Origin of the sequence: Vogesella urethralis (assembly GCF_007644045.2) — a bacterium.
Lineage (GTDB): Bacteria > Pseudomonadota > Gammaproteobacteria > Burkholderiales > Chromobacteriaceae > Vogesella > Vogesella urethralis.
Genome location: NZ_VMDW02000099.1, coordinates 150,352 through 174,071 on the forward strand (window position 1 = coordinate 150,352; position 23,720 = coordinate 174,071).

General features: G+C 67.4%; 29 protein-coding genes. 17 read left to right on the plus strand and 12 right to left on the minus strand.

Annotation, left to right across the window (positions count from 1 at the left end; all coding sequences use genetic code 11):
* Positions 1–25 precede the first annotated feature (25 nt).
* Positions 26–628, minus strand: coding sequence for an FMN-dependent NADH-azoreductase (locus FLQ03_RS13350; RefSeq protein WP_144370670.1), 603 nt, complete (start codon positions 626–628; stop codon positions 26–28).
* Positions 629–749: 121 nt separating this feature from the next.
* On the opposite strand from FLQ03_RS13350, the gene FLQ03_RS13355 reads away from it, so the two are divergent.
* The 4 genes from FLQ03_RS13355 (at position 750) to FLQ03_RS13370 (ending at position 4,063) form a co-directional block, all read left to right on the plus strand.
* Positions 750–1,688: a LysR substrate-binding domain-containing protein gene (locus tag FLQ03_RS13355; RefSeq protein ID WP_144370671.1), complete on the plus strand. Its 939-nt coding sequence runs from the start codon at positions 750–752 to the stop codon at positions 1,686–1,688.
* Between the two features lie 42 nt (positions 1,689–1,730).
* The gene (locus FLQ03_RS13360) at positions 1,731–1,880 is read left to right on the plus strand and encodes a DUF2256 domain-containing protein (protein WP_017507755.1); all 150 of its coding nucleotides are present in this window, start codon (positions 1,731–1,733) and stop codon (positions 1,878–1,880) included.
* A complete protein-coding gene (locus FLQ03_RS13365; RefSeq protein ID WP_144370672.1) occupies positions 1,877–3,154 on the plus strand; it encodes a DASH family cryptochrome in 1,278 nt (425 codons plus the stop codon). Before FLQ03_RS13360 ends, FLQ03_RS13365 begins: the two co-directional genes overlap by 4 nt.
* 117 nt (positions 3,155–3,271) lie before the next feature.
* On the plus strand, positions 3,272–4,063 hold the full coding sequence (locus FLQ03_RS13370; protein WP_144370673.1) for a DinB family protein: 792 nt from the start codon (positions 3,272–3,274) through the stop codon (positions 4,061–4,063).
* Between the two features lie 30 nt (positions 4,064–4,093).
* Here the strand turns inward: FLQ03_RS13370 and FLQ03_RS13375 are convergent, their stop codons facing one another.
* The 4 genes from FLQ03_RS13375 to thiD are packed head-to-tail and all read right to left on the minus strand — an operon-like array spanning position 4,094 to position 6,739.
* A complete protein-coding gene (locus tag FLQ03_RS13375) occupies positions 4,094–4,735 on the minus strand; it encodes an HAD family hydrolase (RefSeq protein WP_144370674.1) in 642 nt (213 codons plus the stop codon).
* A 53-nt stretch (positions 4,736–4,788) separates the two neighbouring features.
* Entirely contained in the window at positions 4,789–5,283 is a 495-nt protein-coding gene (locus tag FLQ03_RS13380) for a GNAT family N-acetyltransferase (protein ID WP_144370675.1), read from the minus strand.
* Positions 5,280–5,888: a thiamine phosphate synthase gene (gene thiE / locus FLQ03_RS13385; protein ID WP_144370676.1), complete on the minus strand. Its 609-nt coding sequence runs from the start codon at positions 5,886–5,888 to the stop codon at positions 5,280–5,282. Before thiE ends, FLQ03_RS13380 begins: the two co-directional genes overlap by 4 nt.
* Positions 5,885–6,739 carry a bifunctional hydroxymethylpyrimidine kinase/phosphomethylpyrimidine kinase gene (gene thiD, locus FLQ03_RS13390; protein ID WP_144370677.1) on the minus strand — a complete coding sequence of 285 codons (855 nt, stop codon included), beginning with the start codon at positions 6,737–6,739 and terminating at the stop codon, positions 5,885–5,887. The genes thiE and thiD overlap by 4 nt, the downstream gene beginning before the upstream one ends.
* A gap of 102 nt (positions 6,740–6,841) precedes the next feature.
* On the opposite strand from thiD, the gene FLQ03_RS13395 reads away from it, so the two are divergent.
* Genes FLQ03_RS13395 through FLQ03_RS13420 form a run of 6 tightly spaced genes read left to right on the plus strand, consistent with a single transcriptional unit; the run spans position 6,842 to position 9,483 of the window.
* Positions 6,842–7,006: a rubredoxin gene (locus FLQ03_RS13395; protein WP_047968505.1), complete on the plus strand. Its 165-nt coding sequence runs from the start codon at positions 6,842–6,844 to the stop codon at positions 7,004–7,006.
* Positions 7,007–7,035: 29 nt separating this feature from the next.
* Positions 7,036–7,845, plus strand: coding sequence for a M48 family metallopeptidase (locus FLQ03_RS13400; protein ID WP_144370678.1), 810 nt, complete (start codon positions 7,036–7,038; stop codon positions 7,843–7,845).
* A gap of 13 nt (positions 7,846–7,858) precedes the next feature.
* Positions 7,859–8,209, plus strand: a complete 351-nt coding sequence (locus FLQ03_RS13405; protein WP_144370679.1) for an MmcQ/YjbR family DNA-binding protein — start codon at positions 7,859–7,861, stop codon at positions 8,207–8,209.
* A 2-nt stretch (positions 8,210–8,211) separates the two neighbouring features.
* On the plus strand, positions 8,212–8,628 hold the full coding sequence (locus FLQ03_RS13410) for a CopD family protein (protein WP_144370680.1): 417 nt from the start codon (positions 8,212–8,214) through the stop codon (positions 8,626–8,628).
* The gene (locus tag FLQ03_RS13415; RefSeq protein WP_144370681.1) at positions 8,628–9,038 is read left to right on the plus strand and encodes a DVU_2496 family lipoprotein; all 411 of its coding nucleotides are present in this window, start codon (positions 8,628–8,630) and stop codon (positions 9,036–9,038) included. The genes FLQ03_RS13410 and FLQ03_RS13415 overlap by 1 nt, the downstream gene beginning before the upstream one ends.
* Positions 9,022–9,483, plus strand: a complete 462-nt coding sequence (locus FLQ03_RS13420) for a CYTH domain-containing protein (protein WP_144370682.1) — start codon at positions 9,022–9,024, stop codon at positions 9,481–9,483. Before FLQ03_RS13415 ends, FLQ03_RS13420 begins: the two co-directional genes overlap by 17 nt.
* Before the next feature lie 78 nt (positions 9,484–9,561).
* Here FLQ03_RS13420 and FLQ03_RS13425 read toward each other — a convergent pair whose 3' ends face one another.
* Positions 9,562–10,446: a LysR family transcriptional regulator gene (locus tag FLQ03_RS13425; protein WP_144370683.1), complete on the minus strand. Its 885-nt coding sequence runs from the start codon at positions 10,444–10,446 to the stop codon at positions 9,562–9,564.
* A 101-nt stretch (positions 10,447–10,547) separates the two neighbouring features.
* Here FLQ03_RS13425 and FLQ03_RS13430 point away from each other — a divergent pair, with 101 nt between their 5' ends.
* From FLQ03_RS13430 to FLQ03_RS13460, 7 genes are all read left to right on the plus strand, one after another.
* A complete protein-coding gene (locus FLQ03_RS13430) occupies positions 10,548–10,958 on the plus strand; it encodes an EamA family transporter (protein ID WP_144370684.1) in 411 nt (136 codons plus the stop codon).
* 35 nt (positions 10,959–10,993) lie between these two features.
* A complete protein-coding gene (locus tag FLQ03_RS13435; protein WP_144370685.1) occupies positions 10,994–11,614 on the plus strand; it encodes a hypothetical protein in 621 nt (206 codons plus the stop codon).
* A gap of 90 nt (positions 11,615–11,704) precedes the next feature.
* Positions 11,705–12,037, plus strand: a complete 333-nt coding sequence (locus tag FLQ03_RS13440) for a thioredoxin family protein (RefSeq protein WP_144370686.1) — start codon at positions 11,705–11,707, stop codon at positions 12,035–12,037.
* Positions 12,038–12,348: 311 nt separating this feature from the next.
* Entirely contained in the window at positions 12,349–13,626 is a 1,278-nt protein-coding gene (gene hemL / locus FLQ03_RS13445) for a glutamate-1-semialdehyde 2,1-aminomutase (protein WP_144370687.1), read from the plus strand.
* Positions 13,627–13,843: 217 nt separating this feature from the next.
* Positions 13,844–17,971 carry a DEAD/DEAH box helicase gene (locus tag FLQ03_RS13450; RefSeq protein WP_144370688.1) on the plus strand — a complete coding sequence of 1,376 codons (4,128 nt, stop codon included), beginning with the start codon at positions 13,844–13,846 and terminating at the stop codon, positions 17,969–17,971.
* Positions 17,972–18,568: 597 nt separating this feature from the next.
* Positions 18,569–18,985: a helix-turn-helix domain-containing protein gene (locus FLQ03_RS13455; RefSeq protein ID WP_144370689.1), complete on the plus strand. Its 417-nt coding sequence runs from the start codon at positions 18,569–18,571 to the stop codon at positions 18,983–18,985.
* A 214-nt stretch (positions 18,986–19,199) separates the two neighbouring features.
* Positions 19,200–20,864, plus strand: coding sequence for a GGDEF domain-containing protein (locus tag FLQ03_RS13460; RefSeq protein ID WP_144370690.1), 1,665 nt, complete (start codon positions 19,200–19,202; stop codon positions 20,862–20,864).
* 93 nt (positions 20,865–20,957) lie between these two features.
* On the opposite strand, the gene FLQ03_RS13465 is transcribed toward FLQ03_RS13460, so the two are convergent.
* The 6 genes from FLQ03_RS13465 to FLQ03_RS19605 form a co-directional block, all read right to left on the minus strand.
* A complete protein-coding gene (locus FLQ03_RS13465) occupies positions 20,958–21,365 on the minus strand; it encodes a VOC family protein (RefSeq protein ID WP_144370691.1) in 408 nt (135 codons plus the stop codon).
* 61 nt (positions 21,366–21,426) lie between these two features.
* Positions 21,427–22,137 carry a helix-turn-helix transcriptional regulator gene (locus tag FLQ03_RS13470; protein WP_144370692.1) on the minus strand — a complete coding sequence of 237 codons (711 nt, stop codon included), beginning with the start codon at positions 22,135–22,137 and terminating at the stop codon, positions 21,427–21,429.
* The gene (locus tag FLQ03_RS13475; protein WP_144370693.1) at positions 22,124–22,366 is read right to left on the minus strand and encodes a helix-hairpin-helix domain-containing protein; all 243 of its coding nucleotides are present in this window, start codon (positions 22,364–22,366) and stop codon (positions 22,124–22,126) included. Before FLQ03_RS13475 ends, FLQ03_RS13470 begins: the two co-directional genes overlap by 14 nt.
* Before the next feature lie 9 nt (positions 22,367–22,375).
* A complete protein-coding gene (locus FLQ03_RS13480; protein WP_144370694.1) occupies positions 22,376–22,849 on the minus strand; it encodes an EVE domain-containing protein in 474 nt (157 codons plus the stop codon).
* Entirely contained in the window at positions 22,846–23,208 is a 363-nt protein-coding gene (locus FLQ03_RS13485; RefSeq protein ID WP_144370695.1) for a DUF1801 domain-containing protein, read from the minus strand. Before FLQ03_RS13485 ends, FLQ03_RS13480 begins: the two co-directional genes overlap by 4 nt.
* 13 nt (positions 23,209–23,221) lie before the next feature.
* On the minus strand, positions 23,222–23,353 hold the full coding sequence (locus FLQ03_RS19605) for a VOC family protein (RefSeq protein ID WP_276607775.1): 132 nt from the start codon (positions 23,351–23,353) through the stop codon (positions 23,222–23,224).
* Positions 23,354–23,720 lie beyond the last annotated feature (367 nt).

A 23,720-nucleotide genomic window follows, 5' to 3' on the forward strand; every position in this document is an offset into this window, starting at 1 on the left:
GGCCGTGTTAGTCGGTACGGAAGGCTTAAGCAGCGGCGATGGCGGCTTCGGCAGCGGCCAGGGCGGCAGCCTTGGCGTCCGGGCCCATGGCCACGCCTTCAGCGCGCACGAAGGACACGTCGGTGATGCCCAGGAAGCCCAGTACGGTCTTCAGGTAGTCTTCCTGGAAGTCCATTTGCTGGCCTTGCTCGTTGCTGTACACGCCGCCACGGGCCGACACCACGTACACCTTCTTGCCACCGGCCAGGCCAACCGGGCCGGTTTCGGTGTACTTGAAGGTGCGGCCTGCTACGGCCACGCGGTCGATCCACGCTTTCAGTTGCGACGGTACGCCAAAGTTGTACATCGGGGCGCCGATCACCAGCACGTCGGCGGCCAGGAATTCGGCGATCAGTGCGTCGCTGCGTGCAGCTTCGGCTTGCTGCAGCGGGCTCCAGTCGGCCTTGTCGGTAAAGGCGGCGCCCAGGATTTCGCCGGACAGGTGCGGAATCTCGTTGGCGGCCAGGTCATGGTAGGTCACCTGCGCGCCGGCGTGGCGGGCGGTCAGGGTGCTAACCAGCGCCTGGGTCAGGCCGCGGGATACCGAGTTGGTGGCGAGGATGCTGGAATCGAGGTGCAGGATGTTCATGGTGCGGCTCCGTTTGGGGTGTGTGCCGCACGCTGCGGCGATGGGTGTACTGTAAATCTGCGACCAATCACGCACTAGACAGCTAGAATCGGATTCATTGTTCCACTGGCGAGACAATGTGATGCAAGACCTCAACGATCTGCTGTTTTTTGCCAAGGTGGTCGAGCACGGCGGCTTCAACGCCGCCAGCCGCCAGCTGGGCGTGCCCAAGTCGCGGCTGTCGCGCCGCGTGGCCGAGCTGGAAGCGCGCATCGGCGTGCGCCTGCTCCAGCGCACCACGCGCCGGCTGGCGCTGACCGACGTCGGCGCGCAGTACTACCGCCACTGCCAGGCCATGCTGGCCGAGGCCGAGGCGGCCGAAGAAACCATCGCCCGCCACACCGCCGAGCCGCGCGGTCTGGTGCGCGTCAGCTGCCCGGAGCTGCTGGCCAAGACGCTGCTGGCGCCGTTGCTGCCGGCCTTCATGGCGCGCTACCCGCAGGTGCGCATCGTGCTGGAAGTGACCGGCCGCCGCGTCGACCTGATCAACGACGGCATCGACGTGGCGTTGCGTGTGCGGCAGCGGCTGGACGACAGCGCCAGCATCGTGGCGCGGCCGCTGGCGCAAAGCGAAAGCGCGCTGGTGGCCAGCCCGGCGCTGATTGCGGCCCAAGGTTGGCCGCAACACCCGGCCGCCCTTACCGCCTGGCCGGCGCTGGTGATGAGCCGCCCCGACGGCCGTGGCGAGTGGCCGCTGCTGGACGAAGTGGGCCAGCTCACCCGGCTGGACATCGCCGAACCGCGGCTGATGACCGACGACCTGCTGGTGCTGCGCGAAGCCGCCATCGCCGGCTGCGGCGTGGGCCTGCTGCCGCTGATGGTGTGCCACGACGCGCTGGCCGATGGCCGCCTGCAACGCGTGCTGCCCGGCTACCGCACGCCGGACGGCATCCTGCACGCCGCGTTTACCGGGCGCCGCCACCTGATACCGGCGGTGCGTTGTTTTATCGATTTTCTGGTGGAGGCGCTGCCGCCGCAGCTGGCGCGCTGCGAAGGGCACGGCCTGCCCTTGCCTGGCTGAACAAGCACCGCAGGCGCCGCCACCGTTGCAAGGAGAGCAAGCATGAAAATGCGCAAGAAAGCCGACCTGCCCAGCAAGGTGTGCGCCGCCTGTGGCCGCCCGTTCAGCTGGCGCAAAAAGTGGCAGGCGGTGTGGGACGAGGTGAAGTATTGCTCCGACCGCTGCCGCCATACGCGCCGGAGCGCATCATGAGCGCCGTAGCGTACTGGTTCCGCCACGACCTGCGCCTGGGCGACAACCCGGCCTTGTGCCAGGCGCTGGCGCAAGCCGACACCCTGCTGCCGGTGGTGTGCCTCGACGATAGCTGGCAGCCGCATTCGCCGTGGCCGTTTGCCCGCCTGTCACCGGCGCGGCAACGGGTGCGCGCCGACGCCATCGCCGCGCTGGACGCTGCCTTGCGAGCGCGCGGCAGCCGCCTGCTGGTGCTGCACGGCGCACCGCAGCAGGTGTTGCCGCCGCTGTTGGCGCGCCATGGCGTGCAGCACATCGTGGCCGAAGACATCGCCGCCCCCGAGGAGCAGGCGCAGGTAGCCGCCTTGCGCCAGGCCGGCTTCGCTGTAGACACCGTATGGCAGAGCACGCTGCTGGACCCGGCCAGCCTGCCGTTTGCCCCTGCCGCGCTGCCGGCCAGCTTTACCGCCTTCCGCCAGCGGGTGGAGGCCGCCGGCGTACGCCCGCCGTCGCCATTGGCCGCACCGGCCCGGCTGCCGCCGCCACCGGCTGGCGTCAACTGGCAGCCCTTGCCCGTTATCGACGCCCAACCCGACCCGCGCGGCAGCCTGCCGTGGCATCTGCCGGCGGCCCACGCTGGCGAAGCGGCCGGCCTGGCGCATCTGCAGCAGTACCTGGCGCGGGACCTGCCGCGCACGTACAAGGCCACCCGCAATGGCCTTGCCGGGCAGGACTACTCCAGCAAGTGGTCGTTGTGGCTGGCCCTGGGCAGCGTGTCGGCGCGTACGCTGTACGCCGCGCTGCAAGGCTACGAGGCACAGCACGGGGCCAGCGACGGCAGCTATTGGCTGTGGTTCGAGCTGCTGTGGCGCGATTACTTCCGTCTGCTGCACCTGCAGTACGGCGCCCGGCTGTACCGGGGCCGCGGCCTGCACGGCCAGCCGCCGGTACCGATGGCGGACGAGGCGTTTACGCGCTGGTGCCAAGGCCGCACCGGCCACGCTTTTATCGATGCCGGTATGCGCGAGCTGGCCGCAACCGGTTATCTGTCCAACCGCCTGCGCCAGAACGTGGCCAGCTACCTGCTGCACGATCTGGGCGGCGACTGGCGCGCCGGCGCGGCGTGGTTCGAAGCGCAGCTGGTGGATTACGACGTGTACAGCAACCAGGGCAACTGGTTGTACCTGGCCGGGCGCGGCACCGATCCGCGCGGCAGCCGCCGCTTCAACCCCGACAAGCAGGCCGCCGATTACGATGCCGACGGTGCCTATCGCCGTCTGTGGGGCACGCGCTAGCCGCTGCGGCCAACCTTGGGCGCTGGCAATAAAACCACAACCCGCCAGCGGGCTGCTTGCGGTGATGGCGGTACTGAAAGTAATGTATCAAAAAGATACGTTACTTAAAGGGCTGTTATGCACAACCGCTTTGACCAGTTTCGCCAGACTGCGCTGGGCCGCCAGCTGGAAGCGCTGATCGACCACCCGCAGCGCTACACCGAATACGCTGCGCTGTCGCGTGCCGGCCTGCCGGCGGTTACCGCCATCGTGCACACGCTGCAGCGCTGCTTTCCCGAGCTGGACGCCGACCAGAGCGCGCGCCAGTTCTGCGGCGCCATGGTCGGCGAGGTGATGCGCCGCCACGGCCATGCGCTGTTGCGGCCGCGTGGCCGCGTGCCGGGCGGCTATTTCAGCTACGGCGCGGTATGGTCGCCGTTGCCGGTGGCGCGCGACTTTGCCACCCTGCTGGCCGAGCTGGCGGCGATGCCGCAGCAGGTAGCCACCCTGTTGGCTGCCATCCCGGCGGCGCGCCTGCGCGAACGCCCGGCCGGTACCGCCTTCAGCGCGCTGGAGCACGCCTGCCACCTGCGCGACCTCGACCGCGACGCCTTCCTGCCGCGCATCGAGGCCATGCTGGCCAACCCGCTGGCCGAGCTGCACGGCGTCAACGGCAGCGAATGGGCGCAGCAGCGCGGCTATCAGCAACAGGATTTCGCCGCGGCGCTGGCCGGCTTTGCCGAGGCGCGGGCGGCCTTGCTGGCGCGCTTGCATACCTGTGGCGAGGCCGAGCAGGCGCGGGTGGCGGTATGGGAAGGCCGGCGCCGGCTGACGCTGGCCGAGCTGGTGGCCGACATGGCCGACCACGACGCGACGCACCGGCTGGAAATCGACGAACTGCTGCAGGCGCTGGACGGCGTGGCGGTGTGAGGCGGCGCGGCCAGGGTTGGCCGCACGGTTTTATGCCAGCAGCGGTAGCGCGTCGGCCAGCGTGTGCAGCGTGGCGTCGGCGCTGCCGAAGTCGTGGCTGTGGTTGAAGTCGTGGCGCAGCACCAGGCAGCGGCAGCCGGCAGCGCGGGCGGCTGCCAGGCCGGCGGCGGAGTCTTCCAGCACGTACACGGCGCTGGCGGGCAGCTGCAGTTTGTCCAGCGCCAGCAGGTAGGCCGCCGGGTCGGGTTTGTGGCGGTCCACGTCTTCCTTGCTGATCACCAGCTCGAAGCGCCCGGCTACGCCGCAGCGCTGCAGTACCGCGTCCACCATCCAGCGCGCCGCGCTGCTGACTACGGCCAGGCGCACGCCGGCTGCCTGCGCGGCGGCCAGCAGCGCGTCGGCGCCGGGGCTCAGGCAGGCTTCGTCGGCCAGCAGCTGCTGGTAGCGGGGGCGGAAGCGTTCGTTAAAGGTAGCCTGATCGACGTCCAGGCCGGCCAGACGGAAAAAATGCCCAGTCACGGTGGGCCAGTCGCCGCCCATTACGTCGGCGTAGCGGCGGTAATCGACGGGGTGGCCGAAGGCGGCGCAGGTGTCGGCCAGCGCGCGGCCTTTCAGGCTTTCGCTGGCGGCCAGCGTGCCGTCCAGATCAAACAGCAGGGCGCGGGTTTGCATCGATGTCATGCCATCAGGATGGGGCGGCCAGTGTAGCACGCGCAGGCGCGGTCTCAGCCCCGCGCCAGCAGCAGGTTGAGGTGGGCGCGACCGTCCAGCTCGAACACGGTGTCGCCGACGTGTTGCAGCCCTTGTGCCTGGTAGAAGGCGATGGCGCGGGTGTTGTGTTGCCACACGCTCAGCCACAGCGCGCCGGCACGGTGCCGGGCGTGTTGCAGCAGCTGGCGGCCCAGCCCCTGGCCGGCAAACCGCGGGTGGACGTACAGCGTGGCCAGCTCGCAGCGGGCCGCGTGCTGGCCGGGGCAGGCCTGGCCGTGGTGCAGCGTGGCGTAGGCCAGTAGCTGGCCGTCACGTTCGGCCAACCACACCTCGTGCTGCGGGTCGGCCAGCAGCGCCTGTTTGGCCTTGACGGTGAAGCGGCCCAGCACGTAGCCGGCCAGGCTGGCGTTGATGCCGTCGGTGCTGTAGGTATGCAGCCAGACCAGCGCGCCCAGTGCGGCCAGCTTGGCCGCATCGCCGGCGTCGGCGCGGCGCAGGGTGACGGTCACGGGTACAGTGCGGCCAGGGTGGCGGCGCGTTCGGCGATGCCGTCGCCGTCGAACAGGCCGCCGATGACGGCGATGGCGTCGGCGCCGGCCGCTACCACCTGGCCGGCGTTGTCGGCGGTGATGCCGCCGATGGCCACGCGCGGCACGCCCAGCTTGGCCGCGTCGGCAAACAGCGACAGCGGCGCGTGCACGGCGCCGGGCTTGGTGCCGGAGGCAAACACCGCGCCGAAGGCCACGTAGCTGGCGCCGGCGGCCACCGCGCTGCGCGCCAGCTCCAGGCTGTTGTAGCAGCTGGCGCCGATGATGGCGGCTTCGCCCAGCCGCGCGCGGGCGGCGGCGATGGCGTCGTCGTCACGCCCCAGGTGTACGCCGTCGGCGCGGATGGCTTCGGCCAGCGCCACGTCGTCGTTGACGATGAGAATGGCGCCACGGCTCTGCGCCAGGCTCTTCAGGATGTTGGCCTGCCACAGGCGGCGCACGGCGTCGCTGCCTTTGTTACGGTATTGCAGGATACGGGCGCCACCGTCGAGGGCGGCGCTGACTTGTTCGATCAGCTGTTCGCTGTTGTCGGTGTCGGGGGTGATGGCGTACAGGCCGCGGATCATGGCGTGTCGGTGTCCTTGTTGTCGTCTTCGCTGGCGTCGTCGTTGGCCCAGAACAGGCGGTCGGGGATGTACTGGCCCATGCCGGGGCGGAAGCCGTAACGCAACGCCTGCCAGGTGAAGTCCTGCGCTTCTTTTACCGCTTCGGGTACCGCCAGGCCGCGTGCCACCAGGCCGGCAATGGCCGACGCCAGCGTGCAACCGGAGCCGTGGAAGCTGCCGTTCAGCCGCGGCCAGGTGTCGGCGCGGATCTCGCCGGCCAGGTCGTACAGGCGGTTTTCCACGTCGCGGGTGGCTTCGTGGGTACCGGTGATGAACACGTAGTCGCAGCCCAGCCGCGTCAGGCGCTTGGCGCAGTCGGCCACGCTGAGGCTTTCTTCGTCTTCGTCATCGTTGGCCGCCAGCCGGCGCGCTTCGATGCTGTTGGGGGTGAGCACCGTCACTTGCGGCAGCAGCACGTCGCGCAGCACGTGGATCAGCTCCTCGCGCGACAGCTCGTCGCCACGGCCGCTGGCCAGTACCGGGTCGTAGATCAGTGGGATGTCGGGGTAGTCGCTGGCCAGCTCGGCGATGGCCACGGCGTTGTCGATGCTGCCGATCATCCCCACCTTGAACGCGGCCACCGGCATGTCTTCCAGCACCGCGCGCGCCTGGTCGCTCACCCATTCGTCGTCGATCACCATGAAATCCTGCACGCCGCGCGTATCCTGCACGGTGATGGCGGTGATGACGGACAGCGGGTGGCAGCCCATGCTGGCCAGGGTAAGGATGTCGGCCTGGATGCCGGCGCCGCCGGTAGGGTCGGAGCCGGCCAGGGTCAGCACGATGGGTGGGAGCGGATTGTCGGTGCTCAAGGCAGGACCTCTTTTGTTTACAATAGGGGGCAAGGTGGCGTGCCGCGCCGCGATTGTAACGCGGCCCCATGACTTCATATTACTCTTTCAAAGGCAAATGCTATGCAAACCTGGATGTGTCTGATCTGCGGCTTTATCTACGACGAAGCGGCCGGTCGCCCCGAAGACGGCATCCCCCCGGGCACCAAGTGGGAAGACGTGCCGATGAACTGGACCTGCCCCGATTGTGACGCCCGCAAGGACGACTTTGAAATGATGGCGTTCTAGCCATCGGCAAGCAGAAAGGCTTACGCGACATGAACAAGCTGGCTATCCGTATCTCCGCCGCGCTGGTGCTGGGCGCCGCGCTGGCAGGCTGTGTCAACACCACCTCCAGCGGCGAGGTGGGGGTCAAGCGCAAGCAGTTCGTGCTGCTGTCCTCGCAAGAGGTGGATCAGCAGTCTGCCCTGGCCTACAGCCAGGAACTGGCCAAGGCCAAGAAAGCCGGCGCGCTGAACGCCGACCCGGCCACCACCCGCCGCGTGCGTGCCATTTCCGACCGCCTGATCCGCCAGGTGGGTGCTTTCCGTCTGGACGCGATGAAATGGCAGTGGGAAGTGAACGTAGCCAGCGTGGACGAACTGAACGCCTACTGCATGGCGGGCGGCAAGATCATGGTGTACACCGGGCTCATCGATAAACTGAAAGCCACCGACGACGAGCTGGCCACGGTGATCGGCCACGAAATCGCCCACGCCTTGCGCGAGCACAGCCGTGAAGGCATGAGCGAGGAGTACGCCAAGCAGGCCGGTCTCAACATCGTGGGCCAGCTAGCCGGGCTGTCGCAAAGCTCGATGCAGTTGGCCGCACTGGCCACCGACGTGGCGCTGTCCAAGCCGCACAGCCGGGTGATGGAAACCGAAGCCGACACCATCGGCCTGGAGCTGATGGCGCGTGCCGGTTACAACCCGCAGGCGTCGGTATCGCTGTGGCAGAAGATGATGAAAGCCGGTGGCGGCAGCGGGCCGGGCTTTTTGTCGACCCACCCGTCCGGCGAGGCGCGCATTGGCGAGCTGCAACGGTTGATCCCCAAGGTGATGCCGCTGTACCAGGCCGCCAAGCGCTAAGGCCGCGTTTCACGTGAAACTTACCCCCGCCCAGCTGGACCAACTGCACGCTGCCGCGCTGGCGCTACCCGGCGCCGGCAGCGAGCTGCTGTGGGACGGCGTGACGGTGCTGAAGGTGGAAGGCAAGATGTTTGCTACCTTTGTGGCCGACGCGCTGGCCTACAAGGTGGCGGACGCTGACTTTCTGGCGCTGTCCGGCCTGCCCGGCGTGCGGCCGGCGCCGTACCTGGCGCGGGCGCACTGGATCAGCGTCGCCAGCACCGAGGCGCTGACCCTGGCCGAGCTGCAGGCCGGCCTGGCCGCATCGCACCGGCTGGTGCTCTCCAAACTCCCCAAGAAAGTACGCACCGCGTACGGACTGTGACCATGGCCTACCTGTATATCAAGGCGTTTCACCTGTTTTTTGTTGTGTCGTGGTTTGCCGGCCTGTTCTACCTGCCGCGTCTGTTTGTGAACCTGGCCATGGCCACGCCCGGCGCCGAGTACGACCGCCTGCTGCTGATGTCGCACAAGCTGCTGCGTTTCATGACGCCGCTGGGCGTGCTGGCCATGGTGCTGGGCCTGGTACTGTGGCTGGGTTACGGCGTAAGCGGCGGTTGGCTGCACGCCAAGCTCACGCTGGTGGCTGGCCTGATCGCCTACCACGGCTACTGTTTCAAGCTGCAGCGCGATTTCGTGGCGCGGCAGAACGCGCGCAGCCACGTGTGGTTCCGCTTCTTCAACGAGCTGCCGGTGCTGGTGCTGCTGGCCGTGCTCATCCTTGTGATCGTGAAACCGTTCTGATGAAACTGCTGCTCCCCGCCCTGCTGGTGGCCTTGCTGGCCGGCTGCCAGCGCGACGACTGTACCGACGGTGTGTTCGTGTTGTCCGGCAGCGACTGGGGCGACGCCCCGGCCGCCACCACCGCTGCCCTGCCCGGCAAACTGCTGCCCGGCCAGGTGCCCCCCGGCCTGCAGCGTGCCAGCGATGGCCACTACCCCGGCACCAAGGCCTACTGCAGCGTGATTGCTGCGCGCAGCGACTATAGCGATGCGCTGAAAGGCGGCCGCCTGCAGCCGGGCCAGCCCTGGTATGTGTACCGGCTGGACGCGCGTTGGCCGCAGGATGTCTACCCTTACCGCGAGGCCGACTGGCGCCTGAAAGCCCCGGCCCGCCCCATCAAGAAAGAGGAATCCCATGGCAGTGGAAATTGAACGCCGCTTCCGCGTCAACGGTGACGCCTGGCGTGGCCTGGCCGAAGGCGTGCGCTACCGGCAGGGTTACCTGTCGGTAGAAAAAGAGCGCACCGTGCGCGTGCGGGTGGTGGGCGACCAAGCCTGGCTGACGCTGAAAGGCCAGATCAGCGACATCAGCCGCCACGAGTTCGAATACACCATTCCGGTAGCCGAGGCGCAAACCATCATGGACGCCATGTGCCCGATGGTGGTGGACAAGCTGCGCTACCGCATCGAACTGGGCGGTTTTGTGTGGGAAGTGGACGAGTTCTTCGGCGAAAACGCCGGCCTGGTGCTGGCCGAGATCGAGCTGACGTCGGAAGATACGCCGTTCGATAAGCCGGCGTGGCTGGGCGAAGAAGTCACCTTCGACGGCCGCTTCACCAACGCCTACCTGTCGAAAAACCCATTCAGCCGCTGGTAAGCGGTACGGCAGGTTGGCCGCCCCGCCTGTGGGCCGTTTCCAGCAATGGCCGCCACCCCTGTGGGTTGGCGGCCATTTTCATGCCTGCCTTGCGGGCACAGGCTGGCCAATGGCGGCCAGCGCCCGGCCAAACAACGCGGCCAGCGCGCGCGCTTGCGGGTGCTGGCTGCCGGGTGGCCGGTACACCGCCAGCGGCACGGTGCCCAATGGCGGCAGGCGCGGGTGGCGGCATACCACGCTGTCTGACGGTGCGGTGTCCGGCAGCAGGCCGGCCACGCCAAGACCGGCGCGCACTGCCGCCTGCACCGCCGGCAGGCTGGCGCTTTCGAATACGATGCGCCACGGCTGGCCGGCTTGCTCCAGCGCCGCCAGCATGCGGTCGCGCCAGCTGCACGGCGGCGCAAACAGCACCAGCGGCAAAGGGCCGTCCGGCAGCGTGAAGTAGCGGTCGGCGTACCAGTACAGCGGGCAGCCGTGGGTTTCGTCGGCCACCACCGCTGCCGGCTGCTGCGGCAGTGGGGTACACACCATGATGTCCAGCTCGCCCTGCGCCAGCGCCGGGAACAAGCCCTTGCTCAGCCCTAGCTGCACCGACAGCCGCAGGCCGGGCTGATGGGCGGCGAAATCGGCCAGCACCTGCGGCAGGCAGCTGCCGGCCAGGTCTTCCAGCAGGCCGATGCGCAGCGGTGCGCTGTCGGCGTCGGCGCTGGCGTAGTGGCCGGTAATGCCGTCGGTCAGCGCCAGCAGGCGGCGGGCATGGGGCAGCAGCCGCTCGCCGGCGGGTGTCAGCACCACGCCGCGCGTGCTGCGCTGTAGCAGGGTGTTGCCTAGCTGTTGTTCCAGCTTGCGCAGTTGCAGGCTCAGCGCCGGTTGCGTCTTGTTCAGCTGTTGCGCGGCACGGTTGATGCTGCCGTGGTTGACGATGCTGACAAAGCTGCGCAGCAGGCTGGTATCGAGGTCCATGGTTATAAGCCTTGCTTATGATCGTGCTCGGAAATGGCAGTCTACCTATAGCGCCGGCCAGTCGCTAGCATGGGCCATTGTCCATGTTTGCGGAGTGCACCATGTATCTGGCTGCCTTGTTGCTGGCGGTTGCCGGCTCCATTGTTTATCACCTATCGATCAAGCAGGTGCCTGCCGGGGTCAACCCTTTCCTGTCGCTGGCCATCAGCTACGGCCTGGCCATGCTGGTGTGTCTGGCCGCCCTGCCCTGGGTGCCGGGCAGCCGCCAGCTGGCGGCGGTGGACTGGAGTAGCGCCGGCGTGGCGCTGGGCATTCTCGGCATCGAGTTGGGTTTTTTGCTGGCCTACCGTGCCGGCTGGAGCATGGGCGTGGCCGGCCTCAGCAGCACCGTGCTCAGCACCGTACTGCTGTTGCCGCTGGGTTACTGGCTATTCCGCGAGACGCAGTCGTGGCCGCGGCTGGCCGGCGCCGGGCTGAGCTTGACGGGGCTGTGGCTGATGCTGCAGAAATAAGCCCCCGCCGCCTTGCGGCCAACCTGGCCTGCGCCATGTTCTATCTGATTGCCTTGATCTTGCTGGCGCTGCCCGTGGCGCTGCTCGCCTTGTTGTTGCTGGCCTGGCGTCACCTGCCACGCTGGGGGGTTGCCGTGCTGATGCTGCTTCTGCTGGGCGGGCCGGCGGCCTGGTACCACCACACCGAGCAAGCCTGGGCGCTGCAGGTGGTACCGGCGGCGCTACAGGTAGAGCGCATCGCTTACCGGCTGGAAGAAAGCTGGGGCATCGGCCCCGGCGGCAACGAGGCGGGTATTCGCGTGTACCTGCTGCCACCGGCGGTAGCGGCCGATATCGTGCGCCGTGGCCAGGCGTTTTTTGACACCATGCTGCCCAACCCCGACCAGGCCGCCCGCGACTGGCGTGGCGATTACGACCAGTGGCAGGCGACGCCAGTGGCGCTGGATCAACGCTGGGGCGCGCCGGCAGGCCAACGCCAGCTGGTGCTGACCGACTACATTTGCCGCTACGGTTTTTGTATCGATATCGACCCCGCCGTGGCGCAACAGGCCACCGCGGCGTTGCGCGAACCGGGCAGTTACTACGCCTACGGCCGCATCGGCCTGCTGCTGGTCAGCCCGCGCCAACAAAGGGTGTATTACCTGATCAACGGCTGATACGCGCGGGCTTGCGCCGTGCGGCTACGCTTGGCGCTGGGTCATCGGCTGCGCTACCTTGTCGGCAGTCCCTTTTGCCGGAGCCCCGCCATGCCCTATCTCGCCACCTATTCCCCCGACGCGCCCGACCGCGCCACGCTGGACGCCCTGCCCGGCCCTGTTTTGCTGGAGTTTGGCGCCGGCTGGTGCCCACATTGCCAGGCAGCGCAGCCGGCCATCGAACAGCTGCTGCAGCAGGCGCCGCCATGGCAGCACGTGAAGGTGGAAGACGGCGCTGGCCGCCGCTTGGGGCGTAGCTTTCGCGTCAAACTGTGGCCGACGTTGATCCTGCTGCACGGCGGTGTAGAGCTGGGCCGCGTGGTGCGGCCAACCTCGGCTGCCGAGCTGGCGCCACTGCTGGCCTTGCTGCCGGCGGCGGGTTAGGCAAGCCTCGCTCCTCCCCCTTGGGTTGCAAAGCCGCAAGGCAGCAAGCTGCCTTGCGGCCAACGATTGATGACGTTCCCCCTGGCCGCGTGAACGCAGTGTTAGCGCCCGCCGGTGGCCTTGCGCGCCGATTTGCCGGACAATCCTGCCCTGACAAAGACGCCCGCCACAGGGCGCCGCGAATGGATACAGGTCAACGCCTGCCCCGGTAACTGACCGTATCCTGACCGACAGGATGCAGCACGGCGGCCCTGCGCCGCCCGATACCCCATTAGCCCGTGCGGCGTGCGACGCCGCCAGAAAGGAATACGATGTCCCGCAATCTCGAGCTGTTTGAACGTGGCAAGCAGGTGATCCCCGGTGGCGTGAACTCGCCGGTACGTGCCTTTGGTCAGGTAGGCGGTACACCGCGCTTCGTGAAGCGCGCGGAAGGCGCCTACTTCTGGGACGCCGACGACAAGCAGTACCTGGACTACGTGGGCAGCTGGGGCCCGGCCATCCTGGGCCACGCCCATCCCGAGGTGGTGAAGGCGGTGCAGGATGCCGCGGTGGGCGGCCTGTCTTTCGGTGCCCCGACCGAAGGCGAGATCGAGATCGCCGAAGAAATCTGCAAGCTGCTGCCGTCGGTAGAACAGGTGCGCCTGGTGAGCTCCGGTACCGAAGCCACCATGAGCGCCATCCGCCTGGCGCGCGGCTTTACCGGCCGTGACCTGATCGTGAAGTTCGAAGGCTGCTACCACGGCCATTCCGACAGCCTGCTGGTGAAAGCCGGCTCCGGCCTGCTTACCTTCGGCAACCCGTCGTCCGGCGGTGTACCGGCCGATTTCACCCAGCACACGCTGGTGCTGCAGTACAACGACGTGCAGCAGCTGGCCGACACCTTCAAGGAGCTGGGCGACAAGATTGCTTGCGTGATCCTGGAGCCGATCGCCGGCAACATGAACCTGATCAAGCCGTCGGCCGAGTTTGTGCAGGCGCTGCGCAGCCTGACCGAGCAGCACGGCGCGGTGCTGATCTACGACGAGGTGATGACCGGTTTCCGCGTTGGCCTGCAGTGCGCGCAAGGCCTGCACGGTATTACCCCCGACCTCACCACCATGGGCAAAGTGATTGGCGGCGGCATGCCGCTGGCCGCGTTTGGCGGCCGTGCCGACATCATGGCCAAGATCGCGCCGCTGGGTAATGTGTACCAGGCCGGTACGCTGTCCGGTAACCCGCTGTCGGTGGCCGCCGGCCTTACCACGCTGCGCCTGATCCAGCAGCCGGGCTTCTTCGACACCCTGGGCCAACGCAGCGCCCGCCTGGCGGCCGGCCTGGCCGATGCCGCCCGTGCTGCCGGCGTGCCGATGACCACCGACAGTGTGGGCGGCATGTTCGGCTTCTACTTCAGCGACCGCGTGCCCACCAGCTATGCCGAAGCCACGCAGTGCGACATCCCGCGCTTCAAGGCCTTCTTCCACGCCATGCTGGACGAAGGCGTGTACCTGGCGCCGTCCGCGTACGAAGCCGGCTTCATCTCCATTGCCCACACCGACGCGCTGGTAGAAGACACCATCGCCGCCGCCGGTCGCGCGCTGGCCCGCATCTAAGCCTGCCGGCTGTACCGCTCCGCGCCGCCCGCGTCATGCCGGCGGCGTTTTTGCGTCTATTGCCAGCGTGTGTGCGTGGCAGCCGGCGCCCGCTTCACGTAGTATTACGGGTTTGTCCAAGCTGCAGGGTTGGCCGCATCTTGTCGCCGCTTTGTGGTTTGGTTGGGATAATTGCCGTCCGGCAGCCGCTTGCCGGTGGCCATGTTTTACAGGCCTTATGACTGCGCTTTCCACCGATTTCACGCTGGACACCCTGCCCGCCCACACCATGGCCGTGCTGCATGCGCTGGCGCTGTTGCCGGCCGGCGAATCCAAAGCCGCGCTGCTGGCCCTGCTGCAGCTGAACCTGATTCGCGACGAGCACGGCAAAGCCGTCAACGGCGACAAATTGGGCGTAATCCTGGGCGACCTGGAACACCGCGGCGCCATCCTGCGCACCGCCGGCCTGCCCTACCGCATCGCGCCGGCGGCGCGCAACGCCGTGCTGCTGCAACTGATGGACGAGCAGGCCGAGCTGTCGGCTTGGGCCGAGCTGTTGTGCGAACACCTGCCGTTGCCGCGCAACCAGTGGGACGTGCCTACTGCCACCGCCATCCAGCTGCGGCTGTGGCTGGCCATCCTGCAGGGCAAGGCCGAACCCACCCAGCAGTGGCTGGCGCAGTACCAGCAGCTGATGCAGGCCGGTGGCGCCACGCCGCAGCCGCCGTTCAAGCGCCTGTTCGCCAACGCCGCCGGCCGCCAGCTGTTCGACCGCCTCGACGACGACATCCAGGTGCTGCTGCTGCAAGACTACCTGCCGGACGCCAACTGGCGGCTGGACCACTTTGCCGAAGGCTACCACTACGCGCTGTCGCGGCTGGACGACGGCTACCGCGACTGGGAAGACCTCACCGCCCAGCTGTTGCTGCAAAGCCTGTGGCGCGCCGACTTCGAGCAGATCCGCCAGCCCGGCGCCGAAGGCGACGGCCTGCCGGTGGCCCGCCTGTGCTACCTGCCGGTACTGCAAGGCCGCTTTGCCGAGGCGCTGTCGATGCTTGATACCTGGCTGGCCGACCTGCGCAGCCAGACCGGCAAGCGCACGGTAGACCTGCCGGCTCCGCTCACCGCTTTTCATTGCCTGGCGCTGATCGGCAGCCAGGACAAAGCGCGCCAGGCGCAGCTGAAGCAAGCCATCGCCAGCGGCATCCGCCAGCGTTTCGGCCACGGCTACTACGTGCTGCAACACCTGCTGGTGCTGCTGGAAGGCGGCGCCCTGAATGCCAACCTGCAACTGCCGGACGCCAGCGCCCTCAGCGGTGTGGACGGCCTGCTGGTGGCCTTGGCCGCCTACTGGCTGGACGCGCGCAGCGCGCGCACCCCGGCGTGGCAGCAGGCCTTGGCCGCCCAGCGCGACCTGATGCTGGAAGAAGGCTACGACTGGGTAGCCGAAGAGTGGGCCGCGCTGCTGGAGTACCAGTTCGGCGTGCGCCGCAGCCGCCCGGGCTGGCACGCCGAACGCGGCCTGCAGCCATTGGTGCAGGCCTGGCGCCGCCAGGAAGCCTGGCAGCACGCGCTGAACGCGCTGAAGCTGCTGGGTGCCGGCAAATCAACCGAGAACAAGGCAACCGTGGATAGCAAGCAAACCCGGCTGGCGTGGCTGCTCACGCTGGCCCCGCACGGCGCGCTGCTGGAGCCGCGCGAACAGAAACTGGGCGCCAAGAAGCAATGGAGCAAGGGCCGCGCCGTGGCGCTGCGCCGCTTGCTGGACGAGCCGGAAAGCTTCGATTACCTGCAGGAAGCCGACCGCCAGCTGCTGCGCTACATCCGTACCCACCACGACCAGCACCACTACGCCACCAGCAGCGCCTGGGAGCTGGACGCCGAAAAAGCCCTGCCCTGTCTGGTGGGCCACCCGGCCGTGTTCTGGGGCGATGCCCCCGACGTGCACATCGACGTGGTGGCCGGCAGCGTGGCGCTGCAACTGCAGGAAAGCGACGCCCAGATCCGCCTGCGCCTGTCGCCGGCCAAGATCACCGCCGACAGCGAAGTGGTGTGGGAAAAAGACACCCCGACGCGGCTGCTGGTGTACAGCGTCAGCCGCGAAATCCGCCAGATCGCCGCCATTCTGGGGCGCGAGCTCACCGTGCCGGTAGCCGCCAAGGCGCAGCTGGTGGAAGCCGTCACCAGCATCGCACCGCTGGTGCCCATCCATTCCGACCTGCCCGAGTTGGCCGCCAACGTCGACGCGGTGCCGGCCGACGGCACGCTGTACGCCCACCTGCTGCCACTGGCGCAGGGGCTGCGTTTGCAGCTGCTGGTGCGGCCGCTGCCCGGTGGCAGCTGGAGCCGCCCCGGCCAGGGCCTGGAAACCATCGTCGGCGAGCTGGACGGCCGCACGGTGCAAACCCAGCGCCGCCTGAAAGCCGAAAAAGCCGCGCTGCAAAAAGTGCTGGACGCCTGCCCCGGCCTGGCCGCCGCCGAAAGTGACGGCCAGGAATGGCAGCTGCCGGACCCGCAAGCCGCGCTGCAAGTGCTGTCCGAACTGCAGGCGCTGGACGCCAGCCTGCTGGCTTGCGTGTGGCCGGAAGGCGAACGCATGCGCATCAAGGGCCGTCGCGGCCTGCCGCAGCTGGCGATGGGCCTGAAGCAACAGGGCGACTGGTTCGTGTTGAGCGGCCAGCTGACGCTGGACGACGGCCGCGTGTTGCAGTTGAAAGAGCTGCTGGCGCTGGTGCAGAACCAGCCCGGCCGTTTTCTGCAGCTGGGCGACGACGACTGGCTGGCACTGACCGACGTGATGAAAAAGCGGCTGGACGAGCTGGCGCTGCTGGCCGACCACGCCGGCAAGGACGGGGTTTACCTGTCGGCACTGAACGCCCCGCTGCTGGCCGAGTTGGCCGGTGAAGTGGGCGAATTCGACGCCGACGACGGCTGGCAGCAACAGCTGGCCACGCTGGAAAGCCTGCGTGACTACCAGCCGCAGGTGCCGTCCACGCTGCAGGCCACGCTGCGCGACTACCAGCAGGAAGGCTTTGCCTGGATGTCGCGTCTGGCGCGCTGGGGTGTAGGCGCCTGCCTGGCCGACGACATGGGCCTGGGCAAGACGGTACAAACGCTGGCCATGCTGCTTGACCGCGCACCGCACGGCCCGCAACTGGTAGTAGCCCCAACCTCGGTGGCGCTGAACTGGATCGCCGAGGCCGCCCGCTTTGCACCGACGCTGAAAGTACGCGCCTACCAGCAGCAGCGCACGCTACTGGGGCTGGAGCCGATGGACCTGGTGATCGTCAGCTACGGCCTGCTGCAGCAGGACGCCGACGACTTTGCCAGCGTACCATGGCAGACCGTGGTGCTGGACGAGGCGCAGGCCATCAAGAACGCCGGCACCAAACGGTCGCAGGCGGTGATGAGCCTGCAGGCCGGCTTCCGCCTGGCCGCCTCCGGTACACCGGTAGAAAACCACCTGGGCGAGCTGTGGAACCTGTTCCGCTTTGTGAACCCGGGCCTGCTGGGCAGCCAGGAACGCTTTGCGCAGCGCTTTGCCACCCCGATCGAGCGCGGTGACAAGAACGCCCGCCGCGCGCTGAAGCAGCTGATCCAGCCCTTCATCCTGCGCCGGACCAAGAGCCAGGTGCTGGATGAGCTGCCGCCGCGTACCGAGATCACGCGCAAGGTACCGCTGTCGGCCGACGAGCTGCACCTGTACGAAGCCATGCGCCAGCAGGCAGTGGAAAAGCTGGACGAGCTGCAAGGCGAGGACGGCAAGCAGATGCAGGTGTTGGCCGAAATCACCCGCCTGCGCCGCTTCTGCTGCCACCCCAAACTGGCGTTGCCCGATTCCACGCTGTCCGGCAGCAAGTTGGCCGCGTTTGCCGACATCGCCGACGAGCTGCTGGAAAACGGCCACAAGGCACTGGTGTTCAGCCAGTTTGTCGACCACCTGGCCATCGTGCGCCAGCACCTGGACGAACGCGGCGTACGCTACCAGTACCTGGATGGCACCACGCCGGCGCGCGAGCGCAAGGCTCGGGTGGATGCGTTCCAGAAGGGTGAAGGCGACATTTTCCTGATCAGCCTGAAAGCCGGCGGTACCGGCCTCAACCTGACCGCGGCCGACTACGTGATCCACCTCGACCCGTGGTGGAACCCGGCAGTGGAAGACCAGGCCAGCGACCGTGCCTACCGCATGGGCCAGCAACGACCGGTCACCATCTACCGCCTGGTAGCCGAGCACACCATCGAGGAACAGATCGTCGCCCTGCACCACGCCAAGCGCGACCTGGCCGACAGCCTGCTGTCCGGCGGCGACATCAGCGCCAAGCTGGACGCCGAAGCGCTGCTGGCCTTGCTGCGCGGCGAGGGCTAAGCCCGCCACTGGCGATCACCGAACACCCAGCCCACCATCCGGTGGGCTTTTTTACGCCTGCGGCCAACCTTGCAGTCACGTATCTGTCACGCAAAGGTTGGCCGCGCGGCGGCGTCACGATTTGTCACGTATCGATTGCCCGTCGTGCCAAGGCTTGCTAGCTGCGATGCCGGCCGTACACTGGCTGCGCCACACCGCCACACCGCCACACCGCCACACCGCCACACCGCCACACCGCCACAGCTGATGGGGAATTTGCTGTGCCGGCCTGCCTGTGCCGGCGGTCACACAATGGCAAGCGCTGGCGCAGCAAGCAGGTGTGATTGTGTTGGTTGTATTAAATTGAGCATTGCGAATTAATACACAAGATGTGGCGAGTAGTATTAATTGTATGATTGAAGTGTGTTTTGTGTGATGTTAACGGCTGGCTTTCAGAAATCGTCAGCTGCAACAAGGTATTGCAGCCGGATTGACGTGTGTGAATGTATGGGTGTGTTGTGCGGCGCATACACACACTGCTGACGATTGTATGTATTGTTTGTATTAATACATACTTGCGTGTATGATTGCACGCTTTCCCCGTCACCGGAGCCCGCCATGACCGTTCTGCCCGACTTTGAAAGTGCCGAATTTGCCCCGGCGCTGAAGGCATTGCGCAAGCAGTTGCAGTTGTCGCGCACCGCGCTGGCAGCACAGGTGGGCTTGTCCACGGCGGCGATCCAGCGTTACGAAGCGCAAGACAGCAGCAACATCAAACCCAGCCGCGATGCCTACGAGCGCCTGTGCAAGGTGTTGGCCGAGCTGCAGCAGCAGGCGGGCGCGCGTGCCCCCGCCTCGCCGTCGCCGCGGCCCGTGGCGGCCAACCCGGCGCCCCCGGTGGCGGCCAACCCGGCTGCCGCAACGCGCAGCGAGCCGGTACTGGCGCCCGGCATCCTGCTGGCCGACGCCACGCTGGAACAGCTGATCACCCGCGCCAAGCTGCTGGGCGCCAAGAAAGTCACCATCGAATTCTGACGCGGGGCGGGCACATTTGTGTGACGCATTGTGTGACTGCCGGCGCGCTGGCTGTAGTGTTGTGTGATTTGTGACGGGTCGGTGTCACGAATCATACTGTTGCACGGCGATTGCCCGCAGGCGCACCTTGGCCGGCAATCTATCGCAGTACTATGTCATTGCGGTGACTGGGCGTAGACTGTCAGCCCTTGTCCGTCGCCCTTTAGTCTGTTCGATGATCGACCCCCTGCTGTCTACCGAGGCCCTGATTGCCCAGGCCAACCAACTCCGCATCCCCGACCTGATGCAGGCCCAGGCCTACGCCGAGCTGGCGGTGGCCAAAGCCGAAGGCCAGCCGGCCTTGCTGGCGCAGGCCTTGCAGATTCGCGGCCGTATCTACAGTTCGCGCGGTTTACTGGCGCAGGCGCTGGAAGACGCGCTGAATGCCCGTCAGCTGTTTGGCGAGCTGGGCGACGAGTTCAACATTGCCGTGCAGGACACGCTGATCGGCAACGTCTACATCCACGAAGGCCTGTACACCGACGCCTTGATGCTGTACCTGCAGGCCTTGCCGCATATCGAGCACGCGCAGTCCACCGACTGGTACACCCGCCTGCTGAACAACCTCGGCTATGCCTACGTGCAGATCAAGATGCCGGACAAGGCGGCGCCGTTCATCGAGCGTTGCGTGGCACTGGCGCGCCAGCACGGCCACAACCATACGCTGGCGATGGCGCTGGACAGCCTGGCGCGGGCTTATATGCAGCAGGGCCGCTTTGCCGACGCCCGCCAGCTCTTGGGCGAGGCGCTGTTCCTGTTCAGTGCCACCGATACCAAGGGCTACGAATCGCTGTGCGAGCTGTACCTCAGCTACGCCAGCAGCGAGGCGGGCCTGGGCAACCTGCCCGAGGCGCTGCACCTGCTGGACAAGGTGCAGGCGCTGGCGCGCGAACACGGCCGCTTGCGGCAGGAAGCCGACGCGCTGTACCGCGCCGGTGCCTTGTACCGGCAGCACGGCCGCTGCGAGGCGGCGCTGGGCAAGCTGATGCAGGCGCTGGCGTTGCTGTCGCTGCACGACATGCGCAGCGCGCTGCACGAGTGCGATTACGAGGCGGCGATGTGTTACCAGGCGCTGGGCGATTACCAGCTGGCGTTCGAGCACTTCCAGCGCTTCCATCAGGGCCGCGAGCGGGCGTTCACGCAGCAGTTCGAGGCGCGCATGAAGCACGTGGAGCTGATGTTCCGCCTGCATCAGGCCGAGCGTGAGCGCGAGTACTACCGCGAAACCAGCAACAGCCTGGCGCGCGAGGTGGAGCGCCGCAGCGCGCGCTTGCAGGAAGCCGAGCAGCAGGCCAATACCGATATGCTCACCGGCCTGCCCAACCGCCACCATTTCTGGCCGCGTGCCGACACCTTGCTGGCGGAAACCGGGCGCTGGTGCAGCCTGATCATTCTGGACGCCGACCACTTCAAGCAGATCAACGACCGCTTCGGCCATCTGGCCGGCGACCAGGTGCTGCGGGGTATCGGCGAGCTGCTGGCGGCCGAGGCGCGCGAAGGCGACCTGTACTGCCGTTTCGGTGGCGAGGAGTTTGTGCTGTTGCTACCGGCAACGCGTGCCGACGGTGCCGCCGGCTTGGCGCAGCGCCTGCTGCAGTTGCTGCCGCGGCGGGAGTTCAGCCTGCTGCCGGGGCGGCCGGTCACTCTCAGTGCCGGGGTGGCCGAGCTGTATGTGGACGGGCAGTCCAGCGGCAAGCAGCGGCTGCGGGCCTTGCTGGGTGCCGCCGACCAGGCGCTGTACCGCGCCAAGGAAGGGGGCCGCAATCAGGTATGCCTGGCCACGGTGCAGGGGGTAGAGCCGGCGGTGCCGACCGAAGTGCGCGACGAGCTGGGCCGCTGAACGGCAGCAGCCTGCCTGTTGCGCAGCAAGGCACCGAGGCGGCGCCCGGTTGTTGCCCTCGCAGTGCTTGGCCGCGCGCTACCCGCCGCCCGCTCAGGCGTGCGGAAACCCCGGGTTCCACGCCACTTCCCATAAAAAGCCGTCCGGGTCGCGGAAATAACCGCTGCGGCCACCCCAGAACACATCTTGCGCCGGCTTCACGATGCTGGCGCCGCGTGCGGCCAACTCGGCCAGTACGTCGTCTACCTGATGCTTTTCACGCACATTGTGCGCCAGCGTAAAGCCCGGAAACGCCGCCGGCGGGCTGTCGGCCACGGTGGCGTCGGCGGCCAGCTCGGCGCGCGGGTACAGCGATAGCCAGGTTTTGCCCAGCTCGAAAAAGGCCACGCCGGCCCCGTCCGGCATCGGTACCTGCGGCAGCTGCAGCACGTCGCGGTAAAAGGCGGTGGCGCGGGCCAGGTCGGCCACGCCCAGGGTGACAAAGCTCAGTCTTGCTTCCATGGTGTTTCTCCGTCGCTTGCCTTGGTGTTGGCCGCGTGCGTTGGCGCTGCGGTAACGGCGGCTAGCGGTGCCAGGGTTGGTGGGTTTGCCGGTACAGCCGCTCGCGGGCGCGGTCGCCGGCGTCGCTGTGTTGCAGGAAGGCGTCCAGCGAGGCGGTATCCGGCCAGGCGGCGGGGCTGTCGGCAAGGCTGACGATGCGGTCGATACGGAAGTGGCGGTAGTCGTGGCGCAGCAGGCACCAGGCGGCCAACGTCCAGCGGTCGCCCCAGAAAAACAGCCCCAGCGGTGCCACCTCGCGCTGGGTGGCGTTACCGGCCTCGTCCTGATAGTGCAGCAGCAGGCAGTGCCGTTGCTGGCAAGCGGTGCGCAACGCCGGCAAGGTGTGCAGCGGGTAATGGCCGCCAGGCGGCACGAACAGCGGTGCCGGTGTCAGGCCGGCGCTGCCCAGCACCGCGTGAATCTTGCCCACGGCGCTGGCGGCGGCAGCGGCGGTGTCGGCGTCGGCCCAGCTGGCCAGCATGCGGGCGCCCACTTCCAGCGCGGCCAGCTCATCGGCGCTGAAACTGAGCGGTGGCGGCGTGAAGCCGGCTTCCAGCCAGTAACCTTCGCCGGCTTCACCGTTAACCGGCGCGCCGCTGGCCAGCAGGTCGGCCATGTCGCGGTACACGGTACGCGGCGACACTTCCAGCCATTCGGCCAACTGCGCGGCGGTGGTACGGCGGCGCCCGCGCAGCAGCAGCAGGATCTGCATCAGGCGGTCAGCGCGGCGCATGTTGTTGTGCCAGCGTAATGATGGCGGCGATGCTGGCGCGGGCCTGCGGGCTGTTTTGCCAGCAGCTGCTGCCCACCAGCGCAGCGATCTGGCGACACAGGGCGTCGGCCTCGGCATCCGCCAGTTGCGCCAGCGAGCGGTAGCCCAGCTGCGTCAGGCGGCGGATGACGGTGGGGCCAACGCCTTTCAGCGCCAGCATGGCGGCGTGTTCTTCGGCGGGAAACGTCATGCTGACCTCTTATGTCACCGTGTTGGCCGGCAGTGTGACGCCCATCGCGGTGGCGATCAAGGCAAAATCATCGGCGCTGATTTCCAGGTGGCCATAGCGGAACGGGTAGCCCCAGCGCGCCGGGTCGGGAATGCAGGCCAGTTGGTGCAGCAGCGGCCGGATAGCGGCGGGCTGTGCGGGCTGCCAGACGATATCGCACCGCCACGGCTGGAAGCCGCCGCCCATGTCGACGCGGTAAGGGGCGCCGTCGGCCACGGTACCCAGCGCGGTAAACTGCTGGCACGGTTCGCGGCCTTGCAGCGTGTGTACCGGCGAGTAGTACACCACGCCGTCACCGGGCTGCATGCGCGCCAGCGGCACCTGCTTGCCGTGGCATAGCTGGGCAAAGCCGCCGGCCCGCCCGCGGCCAACGTGTTCGGCGCAGGCGACGCCTATCCAGTAACGCGGCGGTGCAGCGCCGAAGAGCGCGCCTTGGCGGCTCATGCCGGTGGCAGGCGGTACGCCGCCTGCAGGTAGGCTGGCACGGCTAGCGTATCGAGGTCGGCCAGCTGTTGCAGCTTGAGGTGGCGGCGCTGTTTGCCGCTGCCTTGCAGCAGGCCGGCGGCATCTTCCAGCCGTGCGCCCTGGCCGAATTCCAGCGATACATGCTGGTGGTAGGCAAACAGCCCGCAGAACGGTTGCGGGTGGCCAAACAGCAGGCCGCCGTATTTGACCTGCTCGCTGATGTCGGGCGCCAGCGCCAGAATCTGGCGCAGTAGCGCGCTGACCAGCGCGTATTGCGCCGGTTGCGCGTGTTGCAGCTGGTCCAGCCAGTGCTGAACCGGAGGGGTGGTGGTGGGCATGGGCGGCCTCGCTTCAGGGTTCGGTATGCAGGCCGACGACATTGCCTTCGCTGTCGGCAAACAGCCCGATACAGCCGTTGCCGTCCGGCAAGGCCATCGCCGGCAGCAGCACCTGGCCACCGGCCGCCGTGACGCGGGACAGCACCGTATCGATATCGGGGCTACCATCAAGATAGATGCGGCAGCCTTGGGCTGCCGGTTGCAGCCTTGGGCTGCCGGTTGCAGCCGCGGGCTGGCCATGATGCAACCGCTGCTATCGGGAAAGACGGCAATGCGGTCGGCCATGAAGTCTTCGACTTTCAGTTCCACGTGGAACACGTGTTGATAGAAACGCACGGCGCGGTCGAAGTCGGTAGCGGGCAGTTCGAACCAGTGAATGAAGTGGCGCATGGCAGGTCTCCTTGTTGGGGTAGCGCCAGTGTGCGAGCCTGCTACTGACAGCATTCTGTCAGTAGGCTTGGTTTATCGATGTTGCAGTGGCAAAACGGCAACAGCGCGGCAAGCCTGCGGCC